Raw genomic sequence first — 14485 nt, 5'->3', positions numbered from 1 at the left:
TTCAGGATGTCGTGGTAGGCTATAGGCGCCTCATTCGACCTGTTGTTCGATCACGCCGCGCCAGCCGAGCCCGCGATAGGTCTCGTAGCCGGGCGTTTCGTGGAAGGCGACGAGGCGGTCCCGCTCGTCGCGGTAATGGCCCTGGGACCGTCCGTCCGTGCGCAGGCGGTAGGTCTCGCTCAGCACCCCCTCGCCCCGGGAGCAGGCGATCACGCGGTTGCGGGCGTCGAGCAGCATCACGCGGGTCCGCTCCCGCTCGCCCGCGCCCAACCGGACGCCCTGGACGATGGCGCGGGCCTGCGGCTGCCAGTCGAAATGGATGGCGAGAATGCCGAGTGGCGCCCCCTCCGGGCGACCGCTGTCCCGCACGCTGGCGCAGTAGGTGGCGACCTGCGCCCCGCGCAGGCGCGGCTCGGTCCGCACGTCGACCGCCGTGAAGGCGTCGCCGCTGTGCAGGGCGCAGGCATCCCGGAACCACGCCTCGGCCTCGACCTGCGCCCCGACGATGCCGGGATAGGTGTCGGGCCGGCCGCTGGCGATCACCCGGCCCTGAAGATCGCACAGCCAGAGATCGAGATAGACCGTGTAGGCCGAGAGAATCACGCCGAGCCGCTCGGCCGCGTAGGCCGCGGCCTCCGGTGCGGGATGCTGTGCGCAAGCGACCAGGGCGGCGTCGGTCGCCCACCAGCGCACGTCGCAGGTGCGCTCGTAGAGATTGCGGTCAATCAACTCGACGGCGTTCAGCGCGAGGTCCACGCAGCGGGTGGCGCGGGCCTCGCCTGCCAGCCGCGCGACGGCCCCGGTGAGGTCGTCCACGCCGGTTCTGAGGCCGAGCCCGAGCGCGGTGGCCAGGGTCTCGACCTCGCCCGAGACGGTTCGGACTTCCTGCGCGACGACCGAGAAGCCCGCGCCCTTCTCGCCCGCATGGGCCGCCTCGATGAGCGCGTTCAGGGCCAGCAGCTTCATGCGGCTCGCAATCGACTGAATGGCACCGAGATTCGATGAGGCCTCGTTCTTCAGGGCGCGCGCAGACGCACCAACCACCTCGGCAAGGGATAAGTCGTTCATGCAACCCCCGAGAGCACTCTACGGCTGTGCTTCTTAGCATTGATCGGACTGTGCTGAGGTTTAGCAAAATTGTTCTTAAATTACTTCTAAAATACCTTTCAGTTTGCTTGGCTATTATTTTGGCGGTTGGCGTGTTTTTGGGCGATTCCATCGGGTTTAGGCTTGGGCCGAGAGATATTGGCCCGCGATAGGCTCACGGCGGACCGGATTGAGGCGACCGACCGGCCGGCTTTCCTGGCCGATCCGCAGGCCACCGCGATCGACGACACGATGCGGGCCGATGGCTGGGCGAACCCGAAGGTCTCGACCTCAGAAGTCGTGCGGACGCGCGATGCCGGAACCTCGGATGGGCCTGGGGCCGAATCCGGTTCGGCTCAGGCCAGAGGCCCGGCCAGTCGGTCTCCGGCACCGCGGACCGCGTCCGATCCGCCTTCCCCGCCGCGCAGAGCAGGTCGGCGTTGCCGTCGTACCCGTTCCGTTCTAGTGGTTTCGAGCCGCTGGGAACCCATCTCCGTCCCCGGATACTGTTTTCCCGCGCGGCACGCCCGTTGCCGTCCGAACGATCGAGGGGGCGCCGCATCCGGGCGGCCCGGATCCGCCGCAGAGAATTCGTCGCCCATGGCCACAGCCAAAGCCCGCAAAGCCGAGACCACGGCCAAGGATGCCAAGATCAAGGACGCCAAGATCAAGGACGCCAAGAACAAGGCCTCCACGAATAAGGTGGGAAGCCAGGACACGGCCGAGGCGAGGACCGACGCACGGCTGGCCGCCCTGTTCGACGCGGCCGCCCCGGCCGCGCGCGACACCCGCGTCATCTCGGTGCGTGGCGCCCGCGAGCACAATCTCAAGAACGTCGACCTGACGATCCCCCGCGATAAATTCGTGGTGTTCACCGGCCTGTCGGGCTCGGGCAAGTCGTCGCTGGCCTTCGACACGATCTACGCGGAAGGGCAGCGCCGCTACGTCGAATCGCTCTCGGCCTATGCCCGCCAGTTCCTGGAGATGATGTCGAAGCCCGACGTCGATCAGATCGATGGGCTCTCGCCGGCCATCTCCATCGAGCAGAAGACGACCTCGAAGAACCCGCGCTCCACCGTCGGCACGGTGACCGAGATCTACGACTACATGCGCCTGCTCTGGGCGCGCGTCGGCATCCCCTACTCGCCGGCCACCGGCGAGCCGATCGAGAGCCAGACCGTCTCTCAGATGGTCGACCGGGTGCTGGAATTGCCGGAGAAGACCCGGCTCTACCTGCTCGCGCCCGTGGTGCGCGGCCGCAAGGGCGAGTACCGCAAGGAGATCGCCGAGTTCCAGAAGAAGGGCTTTCAGCGCCTGCGCATCGACGGCGAGTACTACCCGATCGACGACGTGCCGAAGCTCGACAAGAAGCTCAAGCACGACATCGACGTGGTGGTGGACCGCATCGTCGTGCGCGACGACATCGCCAGCCGCCTCGCCGATTCCTTCGAGACCGCGCTGGATCTCGCCGACGGCATCGCCGACATCGAATTCGCCGACGCGCCCGAGGGTGAGACCCCGAGAAAGATCACGTTCTCGTCGCGCTTCGCCTGTCCGGTTTCCGGCTTCACTATCCCCGAGATCGAGCCGCGGCTGTTCTCGTTCAACAATCCGTTCGGCGCCTGCCCGACCTGCGGCGGCATCGGCCACGAGATGCGGATCGATCCCGAACTGGTGATCTCCGATCCCGCGCTCACCCTGAAGCGCGGCGCGGTGGCGCCCTGGGCGAAATCGACCTCGCCCTATTACGACCAGACCCTCGACGCCCTGGCCAAGCATTTCGGCTTCAAGACCAGCGTCGCGTGGTCGGCGCTGCCGGCGCAGGCCCGCGACGTGATCCTGTTCGGTACGGCCAAGGAATCGGTGCGCTTCGACTACAATGACGGGCTTCGCTCCTACTCGGTCAACAAGCCGTTCGAGGGCGTGATCCCGAACCTGGAGCGGCGCTACAAGGAGACCGAGAGCGACGCCTCCCGCGAGGAGATCGGCCGCTTCATGAGCGCCACGCCCTGCGCCGCCTGCGGCGGCAAGCGGCTCAAGCCCGAGGCGCTCGCGGTCAAGATCGACCGGCAGGATATCGGCGACGTCACCGCGCTCTCCGTGCGCGAGGCGCATCGCTGGTTCTCGGAGATTTCTGAAAAGCTCACCGACAAGCAGAACGAGATCGCGGTGCGGATCCTCAAGGAGATCCGCGACCGGCTGACCTTCCTCGTCGATGTCGGCCTCGAATACCTGACGCTGGCGCGCGGCTCGGGCTCGCTCTCGGGCGGCGAGAGCCAGCGCATCCGCCTCGCCTCGCAGATCGGCTCGGGGCTCACCGGCGTGCTCTACGTCCTCGACGAGCCCTCGATCGGCCTGCACCAGCGCGACAACGAGCGCCTGCTCGGCACCCTCAAGCGCCTGCGCGATCTCGGCAACTCGGTGATCGTGGTCGAGCACGACGAGGACGCGATCCTCCAGGCCGACTACGTGGTCGATGTCGGGCCGGGCGCGGGCATCCATGGCGGCGAGATCGTCGCGCAGGGCACGCCGGAAGAGCTTCTGAAGGACCCGGCTTCGCTCACCGCGAAGTATCTCACCGGCGAACTCTCGGTGCACACGCCCAAAGCCCGGCGCAAGCCCGGCCGCGGGATGCTGCGGCTGGTCGGCGCGCGGGGCAACAACCTGAAGAACGTGACCGCCGAGATCCCGCTCGGCACCTTCACCTGCATCACCGGCGTCTCCGGCGGCGGCAAGTCGACCCTCATCATCGACACGCTCTACAAGGCGGCGGCCAAGCGCCTCAACGGCGCCCTGGAGCACCCCGCCCCGTTCGAGCGGATCGACGGGCTGGAGCATCTCGACAAGGTCATCGACATCGACCAGTCGCCGATCGGCCGCACCCCGCGCTCGAACCCGGCGACCTATACCGGCGCCTTCACCCCGATCCGCGACTGGTTCGCCGGCCTGCCCGAGGCCAAGGCCCGCGGCTACCAGGCCGGGCGCTTCTCCTTCAACGTCAAGGGCGGGCGCTGCGAGGCCTGCTCGGGCGACGGCGTCATCAAGATCGAGATGCACTTCCTGCCCGACGTCTACGTTACCTGCGACGTGTGCAAGGGCAAGCGCTACGACCGCGAGACGCTGGAGGTGCGCTACCGCAACAAGTCCATCGCCGACGTGCTCGACATGACGGTGGAGGAGGCGGCGGACCTGTTCAAGGCGGTGCCGTCCATCCGCGAAAAGATGGAGACGCTGGCCCGCGTCGGCCTGCACTACGTCCGCGTCGGCCAGCAGGCGACCACGCTCTCGGGCGGCGAGGCGCAACGGGTGAAGCTCTCGAAGGAGCTGTCGAAGCGGGCCACGGGGCGCACCCTCTACATCCTCGACGAGCCCACCACCGGCCTGCACTTCCACGACGTCGCCAAGCTGATGGAGGTGCTCCACGAGCTGGTCGAGCAGGGCAACACGGTCGTGGTGATCGAGCACAACCTGGAGGTGATCAAGACCGCCGACTGGGTGATCGACATGGGCCCCGAGGGCGGCGACGGCGGCGGGCGCGTCGTGGCGCAGGGCACGCCCGAAGAGATCGCCGCGAGCACGGCGAGCCATACCGGCCGCTTCCTGCGCGAGGTGCTGGCCCGGCGCCCCGCCGGAAAGCCGAAGGAGGCGGCCAAGGCGGTTGACGGCAAACCGAAAGCCGTGGGGGCCGCGCGCCGCCGCGGCGCGGCCGCGGGCCGGCAGGCGGCGGAGTAGACGGACGTCACAGCCCGATGACGGCCGGTTCCGGGGCGACCGTGGCCCCGGGGGCCGAGACGGCGATTCGGACCGCATCACCGGTCCGTTCATCGCGCCGCGAACGGCTGCGACCGCCCCGGCTGAGTGCCGATCCCGCATTCGCACTTGCGCAATCGCCCGGCCCGTCCTGCCGAAGCCTCCTAGCCGTGTTAGGCTGCCAATTGCTTGAGGAAAATGTACTATTTTACCTGAATCCATCTCGCGGCACTGCGTTGGCCGAAGATGGACAGCATTAAGGGATCGTTAAGGGCTTCGTTGCTCCGCAGCAAAAATGCGACTTTTGCGCAACGGTGAGATCCGAACTGCCGAGATTGAAGGCAATCCCCTGTCTTTCGCGGCCGGTCTGTAGAATAGTTCCCGACGTCGAGACTTGAGGTGCGGCCGTAGGGGGCACCGGCACTGGCCCGGCCATCCCGCTCTGGGGAGCGAGGGGCGCGTAAGGGGGTGCGGGCGCTACGGGGCGGACGCCTGAAATCCTTGGGAAGGAACGAGAAAAATGATGAAGAACTGGCTCGCCGCGGGCGCGATCGCGCTCACGGCCGGAATGACGGCGACCGTCGCCCAGGCGCAGACGACCACGGTTCCCGGTGAGCAGGTCGGTCTGGCCGTCGGCGCGCCGCTCCCCGAGGGCATCTACGCGATCAACACCTTCACCTATCGCAGCCCGGATGGCCCGAACGCGACCGCGGTCGACACCGCCGTCAACATTCCGATCCTGGTGTGGTCGACCCCCTACGTGCCGTTCGGCGGCCGGCTCGAGTTCGTCGTGGCCCCCCCGACCGTGTTCACCTTCAGCCGCGCCGCGGGCGGCCGTGACACCTCGATCAACGTCGGCACCTTCGTCGGCGCGATCTGGGCGTTCGACCTCGGCGGCAACATCGGCGTCAGCCTGCTCGGCGGTTCGTACCTCAACGAGCTCAACGCCGGTCGCGGCGGCGGCCTGAACATCCTGGCCTCCAACACCTACCGCGTCGGCGGCGCCATCAGCTACACCGGCGACGGCTGGAACCTGACCGCCAACCTGACCTACAACTTCTACGACTCCCCGAGCCGCTTCAACGGCCCGAACGGCATCCCGGCCTTCTTCGGCCCGGTGCAGATCTCGGACGCGTTCAACCTCGACCTGACCGCGACCAAGAAGTTCGGCAAGTTCGAGATCGGCGCGATCGGCTACGGCACGGTCAACCTCGACCCGAACCTGCTCGCCTTTGTGAACGACCCGACCAGCCGCATCGGTCGCGGTGGCCGGTTCGCCCTCGGCGGCCTCATCGGCTACGACTTCGGACCCTTCTCGGTTCAGGCCTACGTCGCCCGCGACGTCGTGACCTCGGCCGGTGTCCGCGAGAGCACCGACGGCTGGTTCCGCATCATCGCCCCGCTCTACACCCCGGTGGCGGCTGCGGCCCCGGCTCCGGCCCCGCTGGTTCGCAAGTACTGATCAATCGGGGCGGGGACGCACCACGTCCCCGATCTCCGGAATGGAAGCCGCCCGGCCGAGAGGCCGGGCGGCTTCATCCGTTTCCGGGTGATCGCGGGGTGAGGAGCCGCGAGACCCGGTCCCGATCCGGGCGCCATTCGACGCGGTGCCGGACGGGTGTCGGGGTGATGTGCGCCGCCTATCTGTGTCGGAAGCGCCGCCCGTCAGACCGAATGCGATCCGCTTCGCGGACGCCCTCCGACGGACGGCAGCAGGGCGGGGCGCAGGGAAATTGCAGAACATGTCCGCGCACGGCGAATTCAGGATCCCGGCCGCCCTGCAGCCGAAGGCCGGCGATTACGCCTACGATCTGGAGCGGGCACTGACCTCGGTCGTCTCTCTCTCGACCCGCGTGCCGGCGGACGCCTTCACGGCGGAGACCCTCGGCACCGAGCGGGCCGGCAACGGCGTGGTGATCCGCGAGGACGGGCTGGTGCTCACCATCGGCTACCTCGTGCTGGAGGCCGAGAGCGTCTGGCTCACCACCCAGGACGGGCGCTCCGTGCCGGCCTACGTGGTCGGCTACGACGGCGAGACCGGCTTCGGACTCGTCCAGGCGCTGGGCCGCCTCGATCTGCCCGCGCTGAGGATCGGGCGCTCGGAGGCGCTCCAGGTCGGCGAGCGGGCGGTGGTTGCCGGCGCGGGCGGCCGCTCGCACAGCCTCGCGGTCGAACTCGTCGCCCGGCAGGAATTCGCCGGATACTGGGAATACGTCCTCGACGAAGCCCTGTTCACCGCCCCCTCCCACCCGCATTGGGGCGGCACAGCCCTGATCGGGCCCGACGGGGCCCTGATCGGCATCGGCTCGCTGCAGCTGCAGCAGGGCGGCTCGGGGACGGGCCGTGCGATCAACATGGTCGTGCCGATCGACCTCCTGCCGCCGATCCTCACCGATCTCGAGACCCGCGGGCGGGCCGACCGCCCGCCCCGCCCCTGGCTCGGCCTCTACGCCACGGAGACCGAGGACGGCGTCGTGGTGATGGGCTCCGCCGACAAGGGCCCGGCGGAGGCCGCCGACCTGCGCGCGGGCGACGTGCTGACCGAGGTGGCGGGCGAGCCGGTGGCCGACCTCGCCGGCTTCTTCCGGCAGGTCTGGGCGCTCGGCGAGGCGGGGGTGCGGGTGCCGCTCACGATCAGCCGGGACGGGCGCCTGACGCGGCTCTCGCTGACCTCGGTCGACCGCAACCGGTTCCTGATCAGGCCGAAGCTGCACTGACGGCCGGCGGCCGCCTGCCCGACCGAGCCGCGCCCGACGGGAAACCGTGGGGCGGGGACGGTGCGAGCCTCCTGGGCCGGGATCACGACGGCCTTTTCCTGCCACTGCCGTCGGTGTCGTCGAACAGGCCGGAGGCTGCGAGAGCCGATCGCCTCCCGCACCTGCCCCAACGCGATCGCCGTCGTGGGCGGCGCCGGGCCGCTGCGGCGGAGCCGGCTCACCGCCGTCGCGAGATCCTGCACCGGGCGGTGATGGCGGCGCGGTCTCATGACGATGACAGGGAGGAGCCTATAGTATCATATGATATAAAATCGGAGCGGACGCGTTGGCGTCGGTGCCGCCGGAGTGCGGAGACTCGATCGAGAGGCCATTCATCCGTTTTGGGCGGGTAGAATGTGCAAGATTCGCGGCTCATTAACATTCGAGATATTACAAAGCTGTCGTCTCATCATTCGAGCGAAACGACGACATGCCGAACTTGCAGCGCATCAGCACCCGTTTGCCCGCGGCGACGATCGGCCTCGCGCTGCTCAGCGCCACGGCGATGGGCGCCTTGAGTTGGTCGTCGGCCAAGTCCGGCCTCGTCGAGGCCGCGGGCGAGCGCCTACAGCTCGCCGCGGAGGCGCGGCGCGACGCGATCGAACTCGTCGCGGACCGGATGCAGGCCGACTTCCTGTCGGTCGCCGGGCATCCGCAGGTTGCCTCGAACGCCCCCGACCTGATCGAGGCGCTCGATCCCGCCAAGCCCGATCACGCCGCCGTTACAGCGGCCCTGCGCGATCTGGCGACGCCCGAGGCGCGCCTCGCATTCGAGGCCCCCGGCACGATGTACGGCCGCCGCCACGGCAAGGTGCAGGAGGTGGCCCGCCGCCTCCTGGCCGACCCGGGCTACGGCGATCTCATCGTCGTCGATGAGCAGGGCCGCATCGCCTACACCACCACCAAGGGCGCGGATTTCGCCCGCTCCCTCGACGATCCGGCGCTCGCCGGCAGCGGCCTCGCCCGCCTCGTCGCGCGGCTGAAGGCGCAAGGTTCGGACGCGCCCGTGTTCGAGGATTTCGCCGCCTATCCCGTGGGTGACGGCCCCTCCGCCTTCATCGGCCGGGCGATCACCAAGCGGGCGAACGTCGCCATGGGCACCGGGCAGGCGGCGGAGCGGGTCGGCTTCATCGCGCTGCGCGTCACGCCGGACCTGTTCGACCGGACTTTGGCCAAGCGCGTGGGCCTCGGCGAGACCGGGCAGATCGTGGCGGCGGGCGCCGACGGGCGCCTGCGCTCCAATCCGCCCCTGAACCGGGACGCGCGGGCCGGCGCCCCGCTCGCCGCGATCGGCATCCCCGCCGAGCAGACCCGGTCGAGTGGGCGTTTCGCCTACGCGACGCCCGAGGGCAGCCACATGGCGGCGAGCGCCCCCGTCTCGGTGCTCGGCGCCCCCTGGGCCGTGATCGCGCAGCAGAGCGAGGCGGAGGCCGTGAGCGCGGCGAGCGCCCTGTCGCGCACGCTCGCCCTGATCGGCCTGTGCGTGCTTGCCGGCACCGGGCTCGCCGGCCTGCTGCTGACCCGCTCCCTCGTCGTTCCGCTCGGTGCGCTCACCCGCGCGCTCCAGGCGCTCGCCGCCCGCCAGCCCCTGGCCGAGGTGCCGGGCCACCGCCGCCGCGACGAGATCGGCGACATCGCCCGCGCCGTGGTGACGATCCGCGACATGTCGCTGGAGGAGGCCGCCCAGCAGCTCAAGACCACCGAGGCGGCCCGGATGCGCGAGGAGCAGGCCCGCCGCGCCCTCCTGCGCGACCTCGCCGACCGCTTCGAGCAATCCGTCGGCGCCATCGTCGCGCGGGTCTCGGAGGCGGTCGGCGGGCTCCAGGCCTCGTCGGGCCGGATGCGCCACTCGGTCGAGAGCACGGCCGCCCGGTCCACCAGCGTCGCGGGCGCCGCCCAGCAGACCGCCGGCAACGTCAACGCCGTGGCGGCGGCGGCCGAGGAACTCGGCGCCACCGTCGAGGAGATCGGCCGTCAGGTCGAGCAGGCGGCCGGCATGTCGGCGCAGGCGGTGGAGGCGGCCGGCCGCACGGAGGCGACGATGGCCGACCTCGCGGCGGCGGCCAACCGCATCGGCGACGTGGTCGGCCTCGTCTCGACCATCGCCGGCCAGACCAATCTGCTGGCGCTCAACGCGACCATCGAGGCGGCCCGCGCCGGCGAGGCGGGCCGCGGCTTCGCCGTGGTTGCGGCCGAGGTGAAGGAACTGGCCTCCCAGACCGCCCGGGCGACCGAGGAGATCGGCCAGCAGGTCGGCGCGATCCAGGCTGCGGCCGGCGGCGTCTCCCAGGCGATCCAGGACATCGCCGCGCAGATCCAGACCATGAGCGGGGTGACCACCGGCATCGCCACGGCGGTGGAGGAGCAGGGCGCCACGACCCAGGAGATCGTGCGCAGCATGGCCCAGGCTTCGGCCGGCACCGGCGAGGTGACGGCGAGCATCGCCGCGGTCGCCGCGGAGGCGGACGATGCCGGCCGCGCGGCCGGAGCTGTCGCCGCGGCGGCGGACGCGCTCGCCGAGCAGTCGGGCGCGCTGCGGGCGGAGATGGCGCAGTTCCTCTCCAACGTCCGCGCGGCCTGAGCGCCGGTCCTCCCCCGAGGCCGGCCGGCGGCCGCGCCCTCGGGAGCCTCGCGCGACGCCTCGGCCTGACGCCGGGGCCCGCGCCCCGCGCGCTCACGCGCATTGATCGCGGGCCGGCGTGGTTCTATCCCGTCGCGATGTCGAACCCGATCCATATCGTCGGCGGCGGTCTCGCCGGTTCCGAGGCCGCGTGGCAGATCGCCCAGGGCGGCCGCAGGGCCGTGCTGCACGAGATGCGGCCCCATCGCGGCACGGACGCCCACCAGAGCGACGGGCTGGCCGAGCTCGTCTGCTCCAACTCCTTCCGCTCGGACGACGCCAACGGCAACGCCGTCGGCCTGCTGCATCAGGAGATGCGCAGCCTGAACTCGCTGATCATGCGCGCGGCCGACGCCAACCAAGTGCCCGCGGGCGGGGCGCTCGCCGTCGACCGCGAGGGATTTTCGCGGGCCGTGACCGCGGCGTTGGAGGAACACCCCAACATCACGATCGTCCGCGAGGAGGTCGCCGGCCTTCCCCCCGAGGACTGGGGTTCGACCATCCTGGCCACCGGCCCCCTCACCTCCCCGGCTCTGGCCGAGGCGGTCGGGGCGCTGACGGGCCGGGACTCGCTCGCCTTCTTCGACGCCATCGCGCCGATCGTCCACCGCGACTCGATCGACATGGGCAAGGCGTGGTTCCAATCCCGCTACGACAAGGCGGGTCCCGGCGGCACGGGGGCGGACTACCTCAACTGCCCGATGGACCGGGAGCAGTACGAGGCCTTCGTCGCCGCGCTCATCGCCGGCGAGAAGACGACCTTCAAGGAGTGGGAGGCCACGACCCCCTATTTCGACGGCTGCCTGCCGATCGAGGTGATGGCCGAGCGCGGCCCCGAGACCCTGCGCCACGGGCCGATGAAGCCGGTCGGGCTCACCAACCCGCACAACCCCACGGTGAAGGCCTACGCCATCGTCCAGCTGCGCCAGGACAACGCGCTCGGCACCCTGTTCAACATGGTGGGCTTCCAGACCAAGCTGCGCCACGCCGAGCAGGTGCGCATCTTCCGCACGATTCCGGGGCTGGAGAACGCCGAGTTCGCCCGGCTCGGGGGCCTGCACCGCAACACCTATCTCGACAGCCCGCGCCTCCTCGACGCGACCCTGCGGCTAAAGGCACGGCCGCAGCTCCGCTTCGCCGGCCAGATCACCGGCTGCGAGGGCTATGTCGAGAGCGCCGCGGTCGGGCTGATGGCCGGCCGCTACGCGCTCGCCGAAGCGGAGGGGGCCGTACTGGCGCCCCTGCCCCCGACCACCGCCCTCGGCGCCCTGATCGGCCACATCACCGGCGGCCATCTCGAGGCGGATGCGGAGGCAGGGGCCAACGCGCCGCGCTCGTTCCAGCCGATGAACGTGAATTTCGGGCTGTTCCCGCCGTTGGAGCGGATGCCGCGCAACGAGACCGGCAAGCGCCTGCGCGGCCCCGAGAAGGCGGCGCTGAAGAAGCGTGCGCTGACCGACCGGGCCCGGGACGACCTCGCCGCCTGGATGACGGGCAAGGGACTTCCGCGCGCCGCGGAGTAGAGCGCGGCCTTCGCCGCTTCAGGGCTCTGCCCTGAACACCCGCCAAAGGGCCTTGAGGCCCTTTGGAAGCCCGGGATCTCAGAACGGGCCGGGCTTCGACCACACCGTGTGGTTGACCTGATCGATGTAGGACAGGACGATCCGCACCACCTTGGTCGAGACCGCGCCGCCCTGGTAGTCGGGCAACGCGCCGGCGAAGTGGTGCTACGATCAGCGTTCCCGCCTCCATGCCTTCAGGCCGCCTTGGACCTACCGCAGGGATACGCATCTGCGGCAGGATCATTCAGTGCCCGGACGATGGGCTCCCAGCGTTTGAGGCGGGGGCATCCGTGACGTCTCGATAGAGAGACCGTCCTCGGGACCGGTTCAGCTTGAGAAGGAGCCGAAACCTTCGAAGGCATTCGTCGGCGACACGTTCGCCTTCGGGTGATGCTCTTCGGTGTCTTGTTCGTCGATAATAGGTTGATCGGGCGTGTGATCGAGATTTTCTGGGTAGTTCCGGTCAGAGACAAAGGCGAGCGACGCGGCAGTGCGATCGGGCTGCTTGTCTGTGGTCATCCAAACTCCTCGGAGAATCGGCCGCCGATATGGCCGAGCTCGGGATAAGCCTTGTGCGCTCATTATGCAAAGTTCGCCCCCGGCCGCTCACATACCCCGAGCCATCCGGCCGGACGTGAGCCGAGCCAGCCTTTCCGCCAGCGAGAGGGTGAGAAGACATGTCTCGCAATGAGAGGAGATAGTTGGCGCGTCCAGCGGGACGGCTCGGCCGCCTGAAATTCGTCCGGGAGACCGGTGCGATGGCTCGGGTCGGCTACCGTGTCCGCAGCCGCTCTCCCGGAGGGGCACCCGGATCGGATATCGGGAACATGCCGGGTGACGGCCCGGTCCGGTTGGCTCAGGGATCCGCCCAGACGAGGCGTATGCCCGCGCCGGACGGCTTCCTTCCCAAGATCCCTCCGCGGCCGGAGGCAGGGCCGGCACGCCGCCGGCCGCGCCCGACCCGATACCGTCCCTATCGGCCCCCGCTCGATCCCGAGGACGAACCCGCGCCATCGCCCTTGAAGCCGGATGCGTTGGGCGAGCCCTGCATGCGCCCGTCCCGCTTCATCTCCTGACCCGGCGCGTGGCCCGAGGCACCCGGACCCGTGGTGCCCGTGGTCTCCTTCTTGTCGAAGCCGGCGGCGTTCGGTGAGCCCTGCATGCGGCTTTCACCCTTCCCCGAACTGTCGCCCGCCCCTGCAGCCGTGCCGCTGATCGCCAGCATGCCGGCAACAACGACCAACGCGATCTTTCGCATGACCATCTCCTGAAGCGTTTCCTCGCCGCCCTCGTTCGGGCGACGTCAGGAAACGTCGTGCGAATGAGCAATGTTCGATGGTCCTACTCGGCCTTCGGCATGTCGAGCAGACGGGCCATGACGGCGATCGAAGTCGGCCCAGTGCCTCGTGAACTGCTCATGGGCATTGCCACGGCAGCGCCGATCTTCCCGGCTGGCGCGCAGATTTCGCCGTTCGCCCGCGCAGCGTCAGCCGACCCCTATGCCGAGCATATCGCGGTAAGCATCACGGCGCTTCGGCATCCCGGCGGCGTGGATCAGGGCGATCAAACGGCAGGTTCGTCGTCACGATCATCGAGGTTCGCTCGTAGAGCCGACTGACCAGATGGAACAGCATCTGCCCCCGGCACGCGGGAACGGCAGGAAGCCGAGCTCGTCCAGGGTCACGCCACGTCCATCACGCGGAGCGGCGCCAGCTCGCCTTGCCGTGCGCCGGACAGGAGAGCCGTCAGCGATAGCCAGAAGGCAGCCTCCCCTCGCGCTCCGCGGGGCCGCTCGCCACTGCGATAGACCCCCGTGCTGAAAGTGGCCTTGAGGTCGGCCGCGCTGAAGGGTTGCCGCTCATCCGCCGCCCTCGCATCCACCACCAGCTTGATGCCCTTGCCGCCGAACGGGTTCTTGAAGGCCGGCACCGTGTCGAGGCTTCTGGCGGCCTCAGCGTGGCTGACGATGGCGGACAGGATGTTCAGCGTCTTGTTGATCGGGGCGGCGTGTTGCGTCGGGTAGCCCTTGAGCTCCTGCTTCAGGAGGTCCCGCATCGGCAGCCGGCGGAGATCCGCAGGGAGGCGTGTCGGCACTCGAGCAAGGGCATCCTTGAACTCCCTCGCCTTCTCCCGCGTGAGATCGCCCAGGCGGATGTCTCCGTGCCATTCCTTGAGGCGGCGAACAGAGCGTTCGGCTTCGAGCAAGGTTTGCCCGCTGGACTTGCGGCTGCCCCTTGCGCCGCTGCCTGCCTTCCAAGCCTCGCAGGCCTCTGCGAGTGTTGGGCCGCGCTGTGAGCTGGGCGGCGGAGTAGACTGCGGAAGTCGTACGTGCCCAGCCCATCACGGATGAGATACGACATCAGCACCATGGCCCGTTTGTATGGTCGGCAGTCTAAGGTGCTGATTTTAGCTGAACTTCCCAGCAAGCGATGGCTTGGGAGATGAATGGCGCGCCCGAAAGGATTCGAACCTCTGACCCCCAGATTCGTAGTCTGGTGCTCTATCCAGCTGAGCTACGGGCGCCCTTTTTTAACTCTCGGCGCCTTTCTAGGCGCTTCTCTTCTTGCTTGGTCGGAGTGGCAGGATTTGAACCTGCGACCCCCACGTCCCGAACGTGGTGCGCTACCAGACTGCGCTACACTCCGATGCCGCCCCCCGAGGGCCGGCGAGCGGGCTTATAGCCGGCACTTTTCGCGGTCGCAAGCGGGTCG

General features: G+C 69.3%; 10 protein-coding genes, 2 tRNA genes and 1 pseudogene. 6 read left to right on the top strand and 7 right to left on the bottom strand.

Annotation, left to right across the window (positions count from 1 at the left end; genetic code table 11):
- Positions 1–30: 30 nt before the first annotated feature.
- Positions 31–1068, bottom strand: coding sequence for a methyl-accepting chemotaxis protein (locus tag MPPM_RS29235; RefSeq protein ID WP_096486690.1), 1038 nt, complete (start codon positions 1066–1068; stop codon positions 31–33).
- 618 nt (positions 1069–1686) lie between these two features.
- On the opposite strand from MPPM_RS29235, the gene uvrA reads away from it, so the two are divergent.
- The 5 genes from uvrA (at position 1687) to trmFO (ending at position 11735) form a co-directional block, all read left to right on the top strand.
- Complete coding sequence (gene uvrA, locus MPPM_RS20845; RefSeq protein ID WP_096486689.1) at positions 1687–4818, top strand: excinuclease ABC subunit UvrA; 3132 nt, start codon at positions 1687–1689, stop codon at positions 4816–4818.
- 538 nt (positions 4819–5356) lie between these two features.
- Complete coding sequence (locus MPPM_RS20840; protein ID WP_096486688.1) at positions 5357–6298, top strand: transporter family protein; 942 nt, start codon at positions 5357–5359, stop codon at positions 6296–6298.
- A gap of 280 nt (positions 6299–6578) precedes the next feature.
- A complete protein-coding gene (locus MPPM_RS20835) occupies positions 6579–7553 on the top strand; it encodes a S1C family serine protease (RefSeq protein ID WP_096486687.1) in 975 nt (324 codons plus the stop codon).
- 469 nt (positions 7554–8022) lie between these two features.
- Positions 8023–10173 carry a methyl-accepting chemotaxis protein gene (locus MPPM_RS20830; RefSeq protein WP_096486686.1) on the top strand — a complete coding sequence of 717 codons (2151 nt, stop codon included), beginning with the start codon at positions 8023–8025 and terminating at the stop codon, positions 10171–10173.
- A 137-nt stretch (positions 10174–10310) separates the two neighbouring features.
- Complete coding sequence (trmFO, locus tag MPPM_RS20825) at positions 10311–11735, top strand: methylenetetrahydrofolate--tRNA-(uracil(54)-C(5))-methyltransferase (FADH(2)-oxidizing) TrmFO (protein ID WP_096486685.1); 1425 nt, start codon at positions 10311–10313, stop codon at positions 11733–11735.
- 366 nt (positions 11736–12101) lie between these two features.
- On the opposite strand, the gene MPPM_RS28135 is transcribed toward trmFO, so the two are convergent.
- Positions 12102–12293: a hypothetical protein gene (locus MPPM_RS28135; RefSeq protein ID WP_157914227.1), complete on the bottom strand. Its 192-nt coding sequence runs from the start codon at positions 12291–12293 to the stop codon at positions 12102–12104.
- Between the two features lie 454 nt (positions 12294–12747).
- Positions 12748–13032, bottom strand: coding sequence for a hypothetical protein (locus MPPM_RS20815; protein ID WP_096487950.1), 285 nt, complete (start codon positions 13030–13032; stop codon positions 12748–12750).
- 117 nt (positions 13033–13149) lie between these two features.
- Between MPPM_RS20815 and MPPM_RS28420 the strand changes: the two genes are divergently transcribed.
- Entirely contained in the window at positions 13150–13392 is a 243-nt protein-coding gene (locus MPPM_RS28420; protein ID WP_162296237.1) for a hypothetical protein, read from the top strand.
- On the opposite strand, the pseudogene MPPM_RS20810 reads toward MPPM_RS28420, so the two are convergent.
- From MPPM_RS20810 to MPPM_RS20795, 4 genes and pseudogenes are all read right to left on the bottom strand, one after another.
- Positions 13340–13458: pseudogene (locus MPPM_RS20810) on the bottom strand (ATP-binding protein); the annotation flags it as partial. The gene MPPM_RS28420 and the pseudogene MPPM_RS20810 sit on opposite strands and share 53 nt — an antisense overlap.
- Positions 13455–13868 carry a site-specific integrase gene (locus MPPM_RS20805; protein ID WP_162296275.1) on the bottom strand — a complete coding sequence of 138 codons (414 nt, stop codon included), beginning with the start codon at positions 13866–13868 and terminating at the stop codon, positions 13455–13457. The pseudogene MPPM_RS20810 and the gene MPPM_RS20805, both read right to left, overlap by 4 nt.
- Before the next feature lie 352 nt (positions 13869–14220).
- Positions 14221–14297: transfer RNA gene (locus tag MPPM_RS20800), tRNA-Arg, on the bottom strand.
- A 45-nt stretch (positions 14298–14342) separates the two neighbouring features.
- Positions 14343–14419 (bottom strand) — tRNA-Pro (locus tag MPPM_RS20795).
- Between the last annotated feature and the right edge of the window lie 66 nt (positions 14420–14485).

This window comes from Methylorubrum populi (assembly GCF_002355515.1).
GTDB classification, from domain to species: domain Bacteria; phylum Pseudomonadota; class Alphaproteobacteria; order Rhizobiales; family Beijerinckiaceae; genus Methylobacterium; species Methylobacterium populi_A.
Note: the sequence above shows the minus strand (reverse complement) of the source record. Positions and strands in the feature narration are given on the sequence as shown.